General features: G+C 74.2%; 10 protein-coding genes. 8 read left to right on the top strand and 2 right to left on the bottom strand.

Features of this window, described 5'->3' with window-relative positions:
• Window positions 1–154: 154 nt before the first annotated feature.
• Window positions 155–808: a dihydrofolate reductase family protein gene (locus ACIQWA_RS29665; RefSeq protein ID WP_402487687.1), complete on the bottom strand. Its 654-nt coding sequence runs from the start codon at window positions 806–808 to the stop codon at window positions 155–157.
• 278 nt (window positions 809–1,086) lie between these two features.
• Between ACIQWA_RS29665 and ACIQWA_RS29660 the strand changes: the two genes are divergently transcribed.
• The 6 genes from ACIQWA_RS29660 (at window position 1,087) to ACIQWA_RS29635 (ending at window position 6,558) form a co-directional block, all read left to right on the top strand.
• Window positions 1,087–2,157 (top strand): phosphatidylinositol-specific phospholipase C domain-containing protein, encoded by a 1,071-nt coding sequence (locus ACIQWA_RS29660; RefSeq protein WP_402487685.1) that lies wholly within the window; start codon window positions 1,087–1,089, stop codon window positions 2,155–2,157.
• A gap of 84 nt (window positions 2,158–2,241) precedes the next feature.
• The gene (locus ACIQWA_RS29655; RefSeq protein WP_402487683.1) at window positions 2,242–3,429 is read left to right on the top strand and encodes a DUF6183 family protein; all 1,188 of its coding nucleotides are present in this window, start codon (window positions 2,242–2,244) and stop codon (window positions 3,427–3,429) included.
• A gap of 100 nt (window positions 3,430–3,529) precedes the next feature.
• The gene (locus tag ACIQWA_RS29650) at window positions 3,530–3,922 is read left to right on the top strand and encodes a ribonuclease domain-containing protein (RefSeq protein WP_402487681.1); all 393 of its coding nucleotides are present in this window, start codon (window positions 3,530–3,532) and stop codon (window positions 3,920–3,922) included.
• A 254-nt stretch (window positions 3,923–4,176) separates the two neighbouring features.
• Window positions 4,177–4,764, top strand: a complete 588-nt coding sequence (locus ACIQWA_RS29645) for a hypothetical protein (RefSeq protein ID WP_402487679.1) — start codon at window positions 4,177–4,179, stop codon at window positions 4,762–4,764.
• Between the two features lie 79 nt (window positions 4,765–4,843).
• Window positions 4,844–5,365 carry a hypothetical protein gene (locus tag ACIQWA_RS29640; RefSeq protein ID WP_360244778.1) on the top strand — a complete coding sequence of 174 codons (522 nt, stop codon included), beginning with the start codon at window positions 4,844–4,846 and terminating at the stop codon, window positions 5,363–5,365.
• Window positions 5,365–6,558, top strand: coding sequence for an MAB_1171c family putative transporter (locus ACIQWA_RS29635; RefSeq protein WP_402487677.1), 1,194 nt, complete (start codon window positions 5,365–5,367; stop codon window positions 6,556–6,558). The genes ACIQWA_RS29640 and ACIQWA_RS29635 overlap by 1 nt, the downstream gene beginning before the upstream one ends.
• A 366-nt stretch (window positions 6,559–6,924) precedes the next feature.
• Here the strand turns inward: ACIQWA_RS29635 and ACIQWA_RS29630 are convergent, their stop codons facing one another.
• Window positions 6,925–8,676, bottom strand: a complete 1,752-nt coding sequence (locus ACIQWA_RS29630; protein ID WP_402487676.1) for an Imm49 family immunity protein — start codon at window positions 8,674–8,676, stop codon at window positions 6,925–6,927.
• A 311-nt stretch (window positions 8,677–8,987) separates the two neighbouring features.
• On the opposite strand from ACIQWA_RS29630, the gene ACIQWA_RS29625 reads away from it, so the two are divergent.
• Both ACIQWA_RS29625 and ACIQWA_RS29620 read left to right on the top strand, forming a co-directional pair.
• On the top strand, window positions 8,988–10,421 hold the full coding sequence (locus ACIQWA_RS29625; RefSeq protein ID WP_402487674.1) for a serine hydrolase domain-containing protein: 1,434 nt from the start codon (window positions 8,988–8,990) through the stop codon (window positions 10,419–10,421).
• Window positions 10,422–10,783: 362 nt separating this feature from the next.
• Entirely contained in the window at window positions 10,784–12,874 is a 2,091-nt protein-coding gene (locus tag ACIQWA_RS29620) for an alpha-galactosidase (protein ID WP_402487673.1), read from the top strand.
• Window positions 12,875–12,962: the final 88 nt, after the last annotated feature.

Genomic DNA, 12,962 nt, shown 5'->3' with positions numbered 1-12,962 from the left:
CCCGCCGCCTCCCGGGCCCCCCGGGGACCCCCCCCCCCCCCCCCCGCCCCCCCCCCCCCCCGGCGGGCCCCCCCGCCCCCCCCCCCCCCCCCCCGGGGGGGGGGCCCCCCCCCCGTCGGCCGTCGGCCGGGCCGACGGGGCCGGTGCCTGCCCCTCAGGCGCGGGCGCGGCGGGTGAAGGTGAGGTGGGTCACCCCGCTCGGGCTGCTCACCGCCTCGATGTCGAAGCGCTCCTCCAGCCCCTCCAGCCCGTCCCAGAGCGACTCGCCCCGGCCCAGCACGATCGGCACCACGACCACGTGCAGGTGGTCGACGAGGTCGGCCTCCAGGAACGCCCGGACGGTGCGCGGCCCGCCGCCGATCCGGACGTCCAGGCCGCCGGCCGCCTCCCGGGCCTTCCGCAGCGCCTCCCCGGGGGAGCCGTCGACGAAGTGGAAGACCGTCCCGCCCTCCATCTCCACGGTCGGGCGCGGGTGGTGGGTGAGCACGAAGACCGGGGTGTGGAACGGCGGGTTCGGCCCCCACCAGCCCCGCCAGTCCTCGTCCTCCCACGGGCCGCGCTGCGGGCCGAACTTGTTGCGGCCCATGATCTCGGCGCCGATGCCGTCGCCCCAGGTGCGGGCCATCGCGTCGTCCACCCCGGTGTCGCCGCCCTCCTTGCCGGCCATCTGCCGGAAGGTACGGGTGGCGAAGAACCACTCGTGCAGCCGGTGGGAGGCGTGCCCGAAGGGCTCCTCCAGGGTCTGGCCCTCACCGGTGCCGTACCCGTCGAGGGAGATCGAGAAGTTGTGGACCCGGACCAGGGACATCGTGCCGCCTCCGCTGCTCGTGGCTCTCGGGCGGCCGCTCGCAGCCGTCCGCTCGCGGTCACGCTAGCGCGCGGGTACGACAGATCGGACGAACCGTCACGGACGGGTCACGGCGTGCCCCGGGAGGCGGCCGCCGAGGCCGGAACCCGGGGAGGAGGTGGCGAAGTCGCCACGATATTGTCGTGCCTTCTTCACGAGGTGCACGCCTGGTCCGGCGATGCTGCCTCCGGCGGCGCGCACCCGCGGCCGTCGTGACCATCCCCGGGGGGACGATTCCGATGACCGTACGCCGTACCCTGGCAGGCCTGCTGGCCGCCGGCCTGCTCGCCACCGCCGCGGCCCTGGTGCCCACCGCGGCCCCCGCCGCCGCCGACACCGGCACCGGCGACCTGCCGTTCGGCTCGGCCACCACCGTCGGCCTGCACAACACCTACGACCCGGCCGCCTATCCGTACCTCGCCCAGAGCCTGGACACCGGCACGGGCATGATCGAACTCGACCTCTGGACCGACACCATCACCCAGGAGTGGAAGGTCAGCCACTCCAACCCGCTCGGCAACTCCAACAACTGCACCGCCGCCGACACCCCGGCCCAGCTGTACGGCGGCGGCACCAACAAGAACCTGGAGCACTGCCTCGACGACGTCCGGGTCTGGCTCGGCGCCCACCCGGGCGCCGGCCCGCTGGTGATCAAGCTGGAGGTCAAGGGCGGCTTCGCGGCCAACCTCGGGATGGGCCCCGACCAGCTGGACGCGCTGATCGCCGCCCACCTCGGCGACGCGGTGCTGCGCCCGGCCGACGTGCTGGCCAAGCCCGGCGGCGGTTCCTACGCCACCGTCGACGAGGCCGTCCGGGCGGGCAACTGGCCGAGCCGCTCGGCCCTCGCCGGTCGGGTGCTGCTCTACGCGATCCCGGGGACGGTCGAGGAGCACAACCCCTTCGACACCCTGCACACGGACGTCGAGTACGGGCGGCACCTGCGCGACCTGGCCGCCTCCGGCCGGATCGACCGGGCCCAGCTGTTCCCGGCCGTGCACGGCGCGGCGGGCGGCGACCCGCGCGCCAAGTACACCGGCGCGGACGCCGGGATCCGCCCGTGGTTCGTGGTCTTCGACGGCGACGCCGCCGGCTACCTGAACGGCATCGACACCGCCTGGTACGACCGCTCGCACTACCTGCTGGTGATGACCGACGCCCAGAACGTGGCGCCGACGATCAGCGCCACCGACCCGACCGCCGACCAGGCCCGCGCCCGCACCGAGCAGCTGGCCCGGGCGCACGCGAGCGTCGTGTCCAGCGACTGGCGCAAGCTCCCAACGGTGCAGTCCCTGGTGCTGAACCGGGGCTGACCGTCGGGCCGACGGCCTGGGCTCCGCTCTCGTGGCGGAGACCCTGGGCTTCGCCCCCGTGGCGAAGATCCTAGGCTCGCCCCCGTGGCGAAGACGATCGAACAACTGGTGGACGGCCTGGCGGGGACGTACGAGGTCAGCGAGGTGTGCCTGCTGCTCGAGGCGCACCTGGCGCGCGGCGACACGGCGTTCCACGCGGAGGTCGGAGCGGCTCTGCACCGCCGCTTCGGCTCGGGCTGGGCGGGTGCCGAGCACGACTCCCTCTACGACCACGTCCTCTGGGACGTGGTCACCACCCCCGGGCGGGTGCACGTGGAGCGCGCGTTCGAGTTGAAGCCCGCCGTCAGCACGCGCCCCGGTCGGCCGCTCCGCCGGGCCGCCGCCGTGCTGGCCGAGTACCAGCCGCTCGAGGCCCTGGCCTGGGTGTTCGCGGCCCCGGCCGACCATCCGCGGGTGCCGGAGGAGCTGCGGGCCTGCCTGCTGCAGGAGTTGGTGCTGCGTGGCGCCCCGGTCGCGGAGCTGCCCGAGGCACGGGCCTGGGCGGCGGCCTCGCCGTACTGGGCCGCGCACCCGCTGGCCCGGCTGCCCTGGACCCTCGACCCGATCGAGGGCAAGCCGCTCATGGCGCACTACTCGCGCGGCGGGGTGGCCTTCGGCGCGCCGTACCGGCTGCCGGAGGGCGGCCGGATCGCGGCGGCCGGCCGGGTGGCGGTGGAGATCGGGGCGGACGAGCCCGGGCTGACCGTGGCCGTGGAGCGCTGGGCACGGCAGTTCAACGGGCAGCTGGAGGCGGCGGTGTTCGAGGCCGAGCGGCCGGTCGCGCCCGAGGAGCTCCCGGGGACGCTGGCCGGGCTGCCGCTGGACTGCATGTCCGGGGAGGGCTGTCGCGGCCCACTGGGCGGCGTGCCCGGTGTGGACGAGGCCCACGGCGGGGCGCACGCCGGGCACCTGGCGGTCGTGCCGACCACCGCCGCCGAGGTCTGGCGCCAGCTCTTCGCCGCCGCCTCCACCGGCCCCGGGGACGAACGCGGGTGGTCGTACGGCGGCTACGGACGGCTGGAGGCCTGGCGTTCCCTCGCGGCGCTGGTGGGCGCGGGCCCGGAGGACCCGGTGGCCGAGGTGGCGCGCCGGGCGGGGGAGTGCGCCTGGTACGGCTTCACCATGTGCGGGGACTGGTTCATCTGCGACGGCCTGGACCTCGGCTTCGCCGTGCTGGACCCTGGGCGCCGCCGGCTCGCGGTGATCGCCGCCACGGACTACCGGGGCGGCTGACCGGCCGGCTCAAGTCATCGACGGGTACGGCGAGTTGACCGGAGATGAAGACTCCGAACGGGGCTTCCGGGGAGCTCCGGGGCTCGCCATCCTGTTGGGCATGACCCGAACTCTACGCGCGTGGAAGACCCGTGCCGCGGCCGTCGCCGTGCTCACCCTGGCCACCCTGGCGCCCGTCGCCGTCGCTACCGAGGCGCAGGCCGCGGTGAGCGGCAAGGTGTGCGTGTCCGCCCTGCCGTCCCAGGCCCGGACCACCCTCAACCTGATCGCCAAGGGCGGGCCGTTCCCGTACCGCCAGGACGGCGTGGTGTTCACCAACAAGGAGGGCGTGCTGCCCTCCCAGCGCTCCGGCTACTACCACGAGTACACCGTGGTGACCCCGGGCGCGCCGACCCGCGGCACCCGCCGGATCGTCACCGGCCAGCGCTCGCGGGAGGACTACTACACCGCCGACCACTACGCGACCTTCCGGCTGATCGACTTCGGCTGCTGACCCGACCCGCCGCCCCCGACCCGCCGCCCCCGGGCCCCGGCCGTGCGCCGGGGCCCGGACGGTAGGGTCGGCGCTGCCCGCCCCACCCGGGCCGCTGAGCGGCCGCCGGAGCGGCGCCCGCCCTCCCGTACTCCGGAGGACCCCGGAAGCCCGCCCTGCCCCCGCCTCCGCGCCCGGAGGCCCGCCGGGCCGCTCTCCGCTACCGACCGGTCGAACACCGACGGTATTGTGACAGGTTCGTGGAGGGGGCGCAGATGGCGAAGTCAGCAGTTGGTGACGGGACGGGCGGGCCGGAGCAGCCGGAGCAGCCGGGGGAGCGGGCCTCGGCCATCGCCCGTCGGCTGGACCGGCTGATGGCCCGCGAGGCGACCAGGTCGGGCGGCCGGCCCCCCGCCTACCGCGAACTCGCCGACCGGATCAACCGCCTGGCGGGGCGGGACGTCATCTCCCGCGACACCGTGCGCAACCTCCACCTCGGCCTGAACCAGAAGGGCCAGGCCTGCAACCCCACGGTGGACACCCTCGACTGGCTGGGCCGGGGCTTCGGCATCGGCGCCGGCGCGAGCTACTTCCTGGACGACGCCAAGGCCGCTTTGGTCGACGAGCAGCTCGACCAGCTGGAGCGGATGGCCGAGTTGCGGCAGGCGCTCGGCAACGACGGGGTGGTCAACCTGGTCAAGCGGGCCTCCGCGCTGTCCGACGGCAGTCTGCGGGTGCTGCTCTCGCTCGCCGACAACCTCCGCAAGCTCGAACAGGACGCGAGCGGCCAGGACACCGGCAGTCAGGACGCGAGCAGCCGGGGTGCGAGCGGCCGGAACGCGGGCCCGACCGGCGCCGGATGAGCGGGAGCACCGCGCCACCCACCACCGTCCCCCGTCCCCCGACCCGCTCCCGCCCCCGCTCCGAAGGAACACCCCCACCTTGGCCTTCCCCCGCGGCCTGCGCCGACGCTGCGAGCAGCGGCTCTCCGGCCTGAGCCTGCCCGCCCCGTTCACCGTCGAGGGCTTCCGCGCCGCCCTGGAGCGCGAGCGGGGCCGGCGCATCGTCATGGAGCCGCTGCCCGCCCTCGGCCCCGACCTGCCCTGCGGGCTGTGGATCGCGCTGCCGAGCATCGACGTCGTCTACTACGAGGAACGCACCAGCCCGGCCCACCAGGACCTGATCAAGCTGCACGAGCTCGGCCACGTCCTGTGCGGCCACACCGGCACCCTCGAACTCTCCCGGCTCAGCGCGCTGCTGCCCGACCTGACGCCCGAGCTGATCGCCCAGCTGATGGGCGCGGGCCGCACCAGCTACCACACCGCCGAGGAGCAGGAGGCGGAGATGATCGCCCTGCTGCTCGCCGACCTGGTCGGCTCCACCACCGACCCGAGCCCGGTCTCCGACCGGCTGGCCGAGAGCCTGATGCACCCGATACGCCAACCCCGGTGGAGGAAGTCCTGATGCGCCCGCTGTTCACCTGGCTGATGCCCTCGCTGATCTGGGGCGTCGTGCTCTGGCGGGCCCCCACGGCCTTCACCACCCGGGCGAACCGGGCACTGTGGGCGGCCTTCACGGCGATCGCCCTCGGGCTCAGCTGCCGTCCGGCCTTCGTCGAGCGGGGCCTGGGCGACCTCACCGGCATCCGGGACGTCACCCAGCTGCTCAAGCACCTGGCCGGCGTCGCCGCGGCGTACTTCCTGCTGGAGTACGTCCAGGAGGTGCGGCGCCGCCCGGAACGGCCCCGGGCCGCCCGCGTACGGCTGCTGCTCGCGGTGGTCGTGGGCGTCGCGCTGAGCCTGCTGTTCGTCCTCGCCCTCCCGCACGACGCCGACGGCGGCTTCGGCATCGACGCCCACTTCGGGGACCCGTGGGTGAAGGCCTACCTGTGCGTCTTCAACACCGCCTTCGCGCTGGCCAGCGCGCGGGCGATGGTGCTGTTCTGGTCCAACCGGGCCGCCGTTCCGCGCGGGGCGCTGCGGGTGGGGGTCAACTGCCTGGCGGCCGCCGGTGCGACCGGCCTGCTGTACACGCTCTACCGGTACTGGTTCACCCTCACCAAGGGCGACTCGACCCGGTTCGACGCCGCCGGGAAGCCGATCCCGCTCCAGGACACGGCCAGCGAGCTGCTGCCCGCGCTGATGCTCGTGCTGCTGGTCCTCGGCGTCACCATCCCGCCCGCCCGGACGGTGGTCGGCTACCTGCGCGACCAGTACGCGCTGTGGCGGCTGCACCCGCTCTGGGCGGACGTGGTGGCCGCCGTCCCCCAGGTGGTGCTGGGCACCCCCAGCAGCCGGCTGCGGGACGTGCTGACCGTCCGGGACCGCTCGGTCGAACTCGCCCACCGGGCCTTCGCCATCCGGGACGCCGCCCTGGTGCTGCGCGAGGACACCCAGGGGACCGAGTGCGCTCCGGCCTGCGGGGACACCCGGGCCGCCGAGTGCGTCCCGACACCCGCCGCCTGCGAGGACCTCGCCCGGGTCGAGGCCCGCTGGCTGCGCGCCGCCGTCCGCCACCGGGCCCGCGATCTGCCCGCCCCGACCCCGCCGGCGGCCCTCGCCGCGACCACCGGTGGCCGCACCCCGCGCGAGGAGATCGCCTGGATGCTCGCCGTGGCCGCCGCCTACCGCCGGCTCGGCGCGGACGGGACCGCGTAGTCACCGAAGCCACCGAGCGCTCCAACCTCTCCGGCCGACCGGTCAGTTGACGCACCGACCGTCGGTCGGCGACTCTGTTCGCCAGTCAGTGCCATGAGGGAGGTGCGGTTTTCGCTGTTCGGCGATTATGATCGTCACCGCAGCGGGGTTGCCCGCCGAACCAACAGGGGGGTCGGGGGATGTTCAGCACGGTCGACAGCCGGGTCGGACGCGGGTGCGCCACCGCTTCACCGGGGGAGGCCGGAGGGGACTCCCGGTGGCACCGCCGTACCCGTGACACGGGTTGGAGCTAGGGCCGTAGCGCGGGGTACGGCGGCCCGGTGGCCGTACTGAGGGCTCCCGTCCCACGGGGGTGGGCGGGAGCCCTCAGGCGAGCAGGCGGGCCGGGAGGTACGGGGACTCGACGTGGACGGTCCAGCCCCGGCGCCGGGCATGGCAGGCGAGGGCGAGGACGTCGAGGCTGATCGCTGCCTCGGGGTCGGTGGCGCGGTCGGCGACCGAGTGGTGGTCGCGGTGGGCTTCGAGGGCGTCGATCAGCGCCAGCGAGAAGCTCGTCTCGTCGCCCTCCACGAGCTGGGAGAACAGGACCACCGGCGGGGCGGGGAAGCCCCACTCCTTCGTCCGCTCGACCTCGCGCAGGGCCCGTTCGGTGGCCGGGAGCGGGTCGACGCCCCGGAAGTAGTCGTGCAGGGCGACGCGGTAGGCGGCGTACGCGGAGCGGTCGGTGGTGGAGTGGGTGGGGCCGGCCAGGACGACCGGGGCGAGGTCCTCGCGGACGCCGGTGATCAGGGCGAGGTCGAGGGCGAGGTGCCAGTGGCCGGGGCCGGAGTCCTCGCCCCGGGTGGCGGGGTAGCGGACCGTCCGGCCGTCGATGGTCACCTCGGCCTCGGTGCCGGGCTCGGCGAGGGCGATGCGGAAGAGCGCGGCGCCCAGTTGGGAGGCCAGGCGCAGGCCGGCGAGCTGGGTGTCGGTGACGTCGGCGGACTGCGAGGCGCGGGCCTGGAAGAGGTGCACCTGCTTGCTCAGGGCGCGGGCGAGCCGGGAGACGGTGTGGCGGTCCTCGGGCCCGGGGTTGATCGCCTCCTGGGTCCGCAGTTCGTACAGCGCCTCGCTGTCGGGGTGGAAAGGGAGGGCCGGGCTCGGTCGGTCGATGCGGACCGGACCGGCGGCGAGCTGGGCGACGGCGTCGGCGCGCCGGTCGCGGCCGAGCCCCGCGACCCGGGGGCCGGGGCCGGCGAAGCCGGTGACCAGGGCGTGCGGGAGGTAGTCGGTGTCGACGGCGGGGAGCCAGCCGTGGGCCCGGTGGGCGAGCGCGGCGAGGGCGAGCGGGAGCAGCGGGAGGAGGCTGCGCGGGCGGGTGCCGTCGGCGTGGTCGAGCAGGGCGAGCAGTCCGGCGTCGAAGGCCGCGCGGTCCTGCGCCGCGAGGGCGCGCAGGGTGTGGAGGGCCTGGGTGGCGTCGCTGTCCCGGTCCTCGATCCGGGCCAGTGCGGCGTCGATGGCGGCGAGTCGCTGCTCGGCGGTCGCGGCGGTCGCGGCGGTCGCGGCGGACTCGTCGTCCGTCGAATCGGCGCCGGTGGCGTCCTCGTCGCGGGTGCGGCCCAGGAGGTGGGCCATGAAGCCGTTGACGAGCTGGGCGGCGGAGTAGCCGCCGCCGGCGGGCATGGCCTGCCAGGTGAAGGCGAAGGCCTCGCCGTGCCGGGTGAACCGGTCGGAGAGGATCGCTAGGCAGAGCGCGTCGAGCCAGTGCCGGGGGAGGACGGGGCGGCGCCGGACGCTCCCGTCCGCGTCCTCGGGGTCGTAACCCATCCCGAAGTTCGGGTAGTCGAGGAACACCTGGAAGCGGTCGTACCCGTAGTACGCGGCGAAGGCGATGGCGCCGGCGGCGGCCTCGGTGGCGTCCTTGAGGACGGCCCTGGCCTCCGGGGTGTCGAGGGCGGGGGAGTCGGCGGAGAGCGCGCCGAGGTAGTCGAGGAACTCGTCGGCGATCAGCCGCCATTCGGTGGCGGTCATCAGGTCGGCGCGCGAGTACGAGTGGACCATCCGTCCGATCCGGTCGGTGAAGCCCTCGCGGGCCGCCGAAACCGCCGCTCCGTCCACCTGGTGACGCTCGATCCGCACAGCTCTGCTCCTTGATTCCTTGCCTGGTCGTCAGCCTAGGCGAGGGGTCCGACAGCGTGCGGCGCGGGGGGCGGTGGCGGCCGGACGGTTTCAAACGATGTTTGAAAAAGGTCGGGAGCGCGCTAGTGTCATGATCGGCGACAGCGGATCGCGCCGCGGCGAAGCCCGGCATCCGCCTGCCATCGGCGAGTTGAGGGTCGGTTGCGCCGGACCGCCGGACCGCTGGACCGCCGGCCTGCCGAGTCCGCCGCTGCCGCCGTGAACCGTCCATGAGACATCCATGCACCGTCCTGACCCGCGAGGGAGAGCAAATGTCGGAAGAGCTGAGCCGCGAAGTGCCCGAGAAGACGCCGGTCTTCGACACCGCCCACTGGCAGGCCCGGCTCGACGGACTGCTCGCCGCCCACCGCATCCACGGCGCCACCCTGGCTGTGCTCGCCGGTGGTGAGATCCACGAACTGGCCTCCGGCATCCTGCACTCGGAGACCGGCGTGGCCGTGACCACGGACTCCGTGTTCCAGATCGGCTCCGTCAGCAAGGGCTACACGGCGGCGATGGTGGTGCTGCTCGCGGACGCCGGGAAGCTCGACCTCGACGCGCCGGTCGTGGACGTCCTGCCCGAGTTCGCGGTCGCCGACGCCGAGGCCACCCGCACCATCACTCCGCGTCAACTCCTCAACCACACCAGCGGCATCGAGGGCGACTTCGTCAGCGACACCGGCCGCGGGGACGACTGCCTGGCCCGCTACCTCGAGGGCGCCCGGACGGTCGGACTGACCAACCCGCCCGGCGCGACGGTGTCGTACTCCAGCACCGCGTACAACGTCCTCGGCCGGATCGTCGAGGTCGTGACCGGCGGCACCTGGGACGAGGCGTTGAAGGAACTGATCACCGGCCCGCTCGGGCTGGAGCACACCATGACCCTGCCGGAGGAGGTGCTGCGCTTCCGCGCCGCGATGGGGCACATGGGCGACCCGGGCGAGGAGCCGGTGCCCACGCCGCTGTGGAACATGATGCCGCCGTCGGCCGGCCCGTACGGCGGGATCTGCGCGACGGCGGCCGATGTCGCCCGGTTCGCGCGGCTGTTCGTGGACGGCGGGGTCGCGCCGGACGGGACGCGGGTGCTGCCGGAGGCCGTGGTCGGGGCGATGCTCAACCGCGAGGTCGAGATGCCCGACCAGTGGTTCCTCGGTGCGCACTGGGGGCTCGGCTGGGGCCTGTTCGAGTGGGACGGCGTCCGGGGCTTCGGCCACGACGGAAGCACCTTCGGGCAGTTGGCCTACCTGCGGGCGATGCCGGAGAAGGGCGTCGCGGTGGTGCTGCTGACGAACGGCGGGGGAGCGGCGCCCAAGGTGTTCGAGGCGCTGTGCCGGGAACTGTCGGCGGAGTTCGCGGGCGTGACGATGCCCGGCTTCGAGCCGCCGGCCCGGCCGCCGGTGGTCGAGCTCGGGGCGTTCGTCGGCAGCTACCGCCGGGAGGGCTTCCTGATGACGATCGCCGAGGGCGGCGGTGAGAGCGGCGGCGAGGGTGCGCTGACCCTCACGTACGAGGGGGCGGACGGCCTCGCGGGGACCTTCGACCCGCTGGTGTGGCAGCTGACGGCGGTGTCGGACACCCCGGCGAAGACCGTCTTCGCGGGGCGGCGGAACGAGAAGGACGCGTGGATACCGGTGGTGTTCTACGCCCTGGCCGACGGGAGCCGGTACGTGCACTTCGGCGTCCGGGCCACGGCGAAGGCGGCGTAGGCACACAGACACGTAGGCACACAGGCACACAGGTACGCAGGGGCGGGTCGTTCGGGGAACGGCCCGCCCCCGGCCGTGGCAGGGCGGTGGCGGTGGCGCGGGTGCGGGACGCGGAGGGCATGCGGGCTCCTTGGCGGGGCCTGAGCATTTGAACGTTCAAAATCGCGGCAAAAGCCTTGACCCATGTGATCGGTGACATGTGTTATTTCACATGCCGCGTCGGATGCCGTCAACGGAAAGCGCACGGGCGGCCGGCAGTCCCCCGAATCCGACCGAGAGTCAGCCCCGAGAGTCACCCCCGAGAGTCACCCCTGACCGAGAGTCACCCCCACGCACCCCCACCACCCCCCACAGGAGCGCACGTGCGCCTTCTCCCCCGCCGCCTCGCGGCACCCCTGCTCGCCTCGGCCCTGGCCGTGACCGGCCTCGGAGCCGTCACCCTCGGCTCCGCCGCCCCGGCCGCCGCGCTCGGCAACGGCAACGCCCTCACCCCGCCGATGGGCTGGAACTCCTGGAACTCCCTCGGCACCGAGGTCACCGAGGAACAGGTCGTCCAGACCATCGACTTCATGGCCGCCAACGGCCTGGTGGCGGCCGGCTACAACACCGTCACGATCGACGACGGCTGGTCGCTCTGGCACCGCGACGGCCAGAGCGCCGACTTCGTCCGGACGCCGTACGGCTCGATGCAGCTGTACGACGCGGCCGGGAACCCGGTCGCCGGGACGGACGGCAGCGGCAACGACCCCACCTCCGGCCACCTGGTCCCGCGCCCCGACCACTTCCCCTCGCAGACCGTCGACGGCCGGACCGTCAACGGCATCCAGTACCTGGCCCGGTACGCCCACAGCAAGGGCATGAAGTTCGGGCTCTACGCCACGGACACCTACGAGACCTGCCAGATGCACCCCGGCAGCCTCGGCCACGAGGCCACCGACGCGGGCGACTTTGTCTCCTGGGGAGTCGACTACGTCAAGTACGACGACTGCCCGTACGGGCCGCAGATCACCGGCCCGGACGGCCACGACTACTCGACCCAGGGCGAGGGCAAGGAGCTCACCCGCTCCGTCTACGCCCGCGTCCAGACCTTCCAACGGGCCCTCGACGCCGCCTCCGCCGCCCAGGGCCGCCCGAAGGTCACCCTCAGCGTCTCCGCCCAGCCCGTCCACACCGGAGTGCCCTACCTCCTCGACCCGGCGGACCCGGCCCGCACCGACCCGGTCGTCCGGGCCGCGGGCACGGCGCCGTTCAGCGCGCCCGGCTACGCCCCGACCGGCGTCTGGTGCGGCCAGGTGGCCAACCTCTGCCGGATCGGCGGGGACCGGGACAGCGAGCTCGACGGCGTGCTGTGGAACGGGCAGTTGCAGACGGCCCTGCGCTACCCCGGGAACGTGCGCCCGGGCAGCTGGAACGACCTCGACATGATGTACACCGGCTGGAACGACGTCTACGGCCTCTACGGCACCACCGACACCTGCACCTGCCACAAGCCGTTCACCGACGACGAGTCACGCACCGAGACCTCCGTGCTGGCGATGCTCGCCGCCCCGCTGATCTCCGGGGCCGACCTGCGGACCGCCGCCCAGTCCCAGCACACCGACGGCGGCCACACCTGGTCCACGGGGATCGGCGCGTCGAGCCTGGCGGTCCTGGAGAACCGGGACGTGGTCGCCGTCGACCAGGACGCGCTGGCCAAGCCCGCCACCCTGGTCGGCTCCGCGCCGACGAGCGGCACGGCGCCGGTGGTGCTCAAGCGGCAACTGGCCGACGGGAGCACCGCCGTCCTGCTGGTCAACCAGGACCCGGCCGCCGCGCACACGATCGGCACGGACCTCGCCGCGCTGGGGCTGACCGGCGGGTTCACCTACAAGGAGCTGTGGACCGGCGCGACCGGCACCGTGACCCCAGGCGCCGCGGGCGGTACGGTCGGCGGCACCTGGGTGCCCGCGCACGGCGTCGCGATGTACCGGCTCACCCCGCAGGCCGCGACCGGCCCGGCGACGGTCGTCGACGACGGCAGGTACCACGCGCTGGGCACGGGCGGCGCCGGCGGCCCGGTGCTGGAGGTCGCCGGCACGTGCAGCGCGCCAGTGGGCTCGGCCGCCGACGTCAACACCTGGTGGCCCACCCACACCTCGGAGCAGTGGACCTTCACCGGCAACCCGGACGGCACCGTGCGGATCAGCGACAACTGCGACACCGCCACCCACGTCCACACCGTCCTGGCGGCGGGCACCTCGCCGGGGAGCAGCGCCTACCTGCTGAACTACTCGCCGGGCAATCCGTGGCAGGAGTGGCGGGTCGTCCGGAACACCGCGACCGGCGTGCTCACCGTCACCAACGTCGCCACCGGTCTGGCGCTCGACGCGGGCGGCGGGACGGCGGGCACGACGGTGACCACCGCGGCGCCGAACGGCGCTGCGGCGGGCCAGGGTTGGAGCGTCCTCTCGTAACACCGGGAGGGCGGCCCGAAGGCCCGGCGGCCGTCCCCCTCGGGGGCCGGCCGCCGGGGCCCGTGGTGGGATGATGGGCCGGACGGTT

The sequence above is a fragment of the Kitasatospora sp. NPDC098652 genome (assembly GCF_044760155.1).
Classification (GTDB): domain Bacteria; phylum Actinomycetota; class Actinomycetes; order Streptomycetales; family Streptomycetaceae; genus Kitasatospora.
This window is presented reverse-complemented; position numbering and strand designations above follow the sequence as displayed.

Excerpts from the sequence above, each read along its gene's own strand:
- ACIQWA_RS29665 (WP_402487687.1), bottom strand. The coding sequence starts at position 808 with ATGTCCCTGGTCCGGGTCCACAACTTCTCGATCTCCCTCGACGGGTAC.
- ACIQWA_RS29660 (WP_402487685.1), top strand. The coding sequence starts at position 1,087 with ATGACCGTACGCCGTACCCTGGCAGGCCTGCTGGCCGCCGGCCTGCTC.
- ACIQWA_RS29650 (WP_402487681.1), top strand. The coding sequence starts at position 3,530 with ATGACCCGAACTCTACGCGCGTGGAAGACCCGTGCCGCGGCCGTCGCC.
- ACIQWA_RS29645 (WP_402487679.1), top strand. The coding sequence starts at position 4,177 with ATGGCGAAGTCAGCAGTTGGTGACGGGACGGGCGGGCCGGAGCAGCCG.
- ACIQWA_RS29635 (WP_402487677.1), top strand. The coding sequence starts at position 5,365 with ATGCGCCCGCTGTTCACCTGGCTGATGCCCTCGCTGATCTGGGGCGTC.
- ACIQWA_RS29625 (WP_402487674.1), top strand. The coding sequence starts at position 8,988 with ATGTCGGAAGAGCTGAGCCGCGAAGTGCCCGAGAAGACGCCGGTCTTC.